Source organism: Deinococcus alpinitundrae, assembly GCF_009982895.1.
GTDB lineage: Bacteria > Deinococcota > Deinococci > Deinococcales > Deinococcaceae > Deinococcus > Deinococcus alpinitundrae.
The window spans coordinates 1-1,847 of record NZ_WXZL01000075.1; the positions used below are offsets into that span (position 1 = coordinate 1).

Sequence of the window (1,847 nt, forward strand, 5' to 3'; positions counted from 1 at the left end):
ACGCCATTGGCAGCGCTTTGGACGCCGTGAAACGCTTGGATATCGAACACTGGTTTAAACACGCCCATCCCCAGGTTCTATTGTGACAAATGCTCTAGAAGTCATCCAGAAAATCAGGATAGGGTGGCATTGATGGTGTGCCATATGGGGTCATCGGCAAATCGATTCCCTCAAAGGCTCAACGAGAGTTCAACGTCTGCCCAGCGCGGCTTGACGGAAAGTCATCGGAAAATTTCTGGATGACCTCTAACAACCCAGCCGGTCTGCTTTTCCTCGATCTAACACGGGAAGAGCAGACGACAGTTGGGGCTCAAATTCCTTTGAGATAATTGAAACGGAATGTTTCCGTGTTCGATTATCTCAATCCTAATTTCATGTCAAAAAACTAGGATTTAAGACCACAGAACCACTGATAAAATTTGCCGTTTTTTGTATCGAACCAAGAATGTGAAAAATATGCCTCGTTCTTATCTCTCACATATGCTTTGTAGGAAGGTCCTACCGTCTTGCTTTGTTTTACGATTTTGCGTGATTTCGGTTCAAGTAACCCTAAAGTATAGTTAAAGTATTCAATCAGCTTTTTTTCTGCCTGCTTTGGTGTAGACCCAATATAACCTACCCCTGAAGACATCTCGTCAAAGTCGCACTTCTTGCCTGTAAAATTGCGAGCTTCAGAGGATAAAGCAGTATACATCTGTTTTTCTTCAGTACTGCTCTGAGCAACTGCAGAGAAAGAAAGAATAATCGCCAGAGGAAGAATTTTATGCATTTAAGTATATTAGACCTCTTGCGAAAGTCATGGCTGGCAGGCTCGCGTGAGGTTACAGAGGGCTGCGATGAGCTGAACCCGGAGTGCAAACCGACGACGACGATGTCTGTATACACCCTTCAGAACGCGAAAGACCTTCATGCGACGAATCGCGTGCTCTATCCCTTGTCGGGTATACGACAGCTCCCGATTCTCTTGACGCTGTTCAGCAGAGAGGGGCGACGCCCGCGTCGCCTTGTGGGTGGTGATGGCATGTCCATGGCTTCGCCACAGACCCTGATAACCGGCATCCCCGATCAAGGCCGTGTCGTGGGGAAACCGTACGCCAGACTGACGGAAGAGCTTCAGGTCATGAATCGCACCGGCGCTCGTGGCCGTACCCAGAATGCGCTGTGTCACCGCACACATCAACACCTGGAATTTCAGGGTGTGCCGCTTCTTCTTGCCGCTGTACCAGCGCCGCTGCTTTTTTTGGGCCGTTCACATGGCACCTCGGAAGCATCGACCGTCACGATGCTGTACACGATCTGCGCTTCCTGAAACACATGTTTCTTGGGCATCTGAAACTGCGCACTGGCGATCAGCGCTGCCTCGACGCGTTCCACCGTGCGGTGCACGGTGGCTTCATGGACACTCCAGTCGTCCCCCAGGTGTGCGAACGTACGATATTCACGCCAGAATTCCAAGGTCATCAGAAGCTGCTCAGTTACGCTCAGCGCCGCTGGGCGGCCAGATTTTTTCTTCCGACCCTCTCGTTCGATCAGGACGGCCTCCATCTCAGCGAAGGTTTCGGGGTACACCCCGGTACGCCGGCGGAACTGCTTTCGGTTCATCTTCAGGGTACAGGTCAGGCGGTCTTGCTCCACGCTGCCACCTTAGCCCGCGACTTTCGCAAGAGGTCTATTAAGAGAACCTCTCGCTCCATAGGTGAGCCACTGGGATGACCACTTGCTTGAGGAGAAATAAGCAGTCATTTCACTTAGAGCATTTGACATAATAGCTTCATGAATACAGCCGGGGTACGTGGGTATAGCTTGGAGCTTCGGACTCGAATTGTCGCGCTGGTGGTGGGCGGCGC

The 1,847-nt window shown here is 51.2% G+C and carries 3 protein-coding genes; all 3 read right to left on the minus strand.

What is annotated here, in order from left to right; all coding sequences use genetic code 11:
* Positions 1 to 385: 385 nt before the first annotated feature.
* From GUI70_RS22395 to GUI70_RS22405, 3 genes are read right to left on the minus strand one after another with little or no spacing between them, the layout of a single operon-like run.
* On the minus strand, positions 386 to 769 hold the full coding sequence (locus GUI70_RS22395) for a hypothetical protein (protein WP_161884485.1): 384 nt from the start codon (positions 767 to 769) through the stop codon (positions 386 to 388).
* Between the two features lie 27 nt (positions 770 to 796).
* Positions 797 to 1,183, minus strand: coding sequence for a transposase family protein (locus tag GUI70_RS22400; RefSeq protein WP_237725121.1), 387 nt, complete (start codon positions 1,181 to 1,183; stop codon positions 797 to 799).
* Between the two features lie 8 nt (positions 1,184 to 1,191).
* Complete coding sequence (locus GUI70_RS22405; RefSeq protein WP_237725122.1) at positions 1,192 to 1,635, minus strand: transposase family protein; 444 nt, start codon at positions 1,633 to 1,635, stop codon at positions 1,192 to 1,194.
* Between the last annotated feature and the right edge of the window lie 212 nt (positions 1,636 to 1,847).

Excerpts from the sequence above, each read along its gene's own strand:
- GUI70_RS22395 (WP_161884485.1), bottom strand. The coding sequence starts at position 769 with ATGCATAAAATTCTTCCTCTGGCGATTATTCTTTCTTTCTCTGCAGTT.